Genomic DNA, 347 nt, shown 5'->3' with positions numbered 1-347 from the left:
GGGTATGTGCCCCTCCCCACTGCTTATCGCAGCTTATCACGTCCTTCTTCGCCTCTGAGAGCCTAGGCATCCCCCGTGTGCCCTTATCTACTTCTCGTAGTGACTAACTCTTCCTTGCAGAAGAGCAGTCGAGCTCAGGGTGATTACAACTAGGTAATCACGCTTTCTTTTTCTTACTCTGTTTTCCTCTATGTCAAAGAACGTGTACCATCCCAATTGGATGATCAAGAGAATGATGAAAAAGACAACAAGGGGTAGTATTTCAAGCGGGCGAAACGAAGAGCCTCGGCAGCTCTTGTGCGTCAAGGCGAGTCGGAACGAGCTCCAGAAAGGAGGTGATCCAGCCG

Annotated in this window: 1 rRNA gene; it reads right to left on the bottom strand. The window is 50.1% G+C overall.

Going from position 1 to position 347, the window contains the following annotated elements:
• A 23S ribosomal RNA gene (locus DNI29_RS23840) occupies positions 1-97 on the bottom strand; the annotation flags it as partial.
• Positions 98-347 lie beyond the last annotated feature (250 nt).

Source organism: Hymenobacter sediminis, from assembly GCF_003231285.1.
Classification (GTDB): Bacteria; Bacteroidota; Bacteroidia; order Cytophagales; family Hymenobacteraceae; genus Hymenobacter; species Hymenobacter sediminis.
Note: the sequence above shows the minus strand (reverse complement) of the source record. Positions and strands in the feature narration are given on the sequence as shown.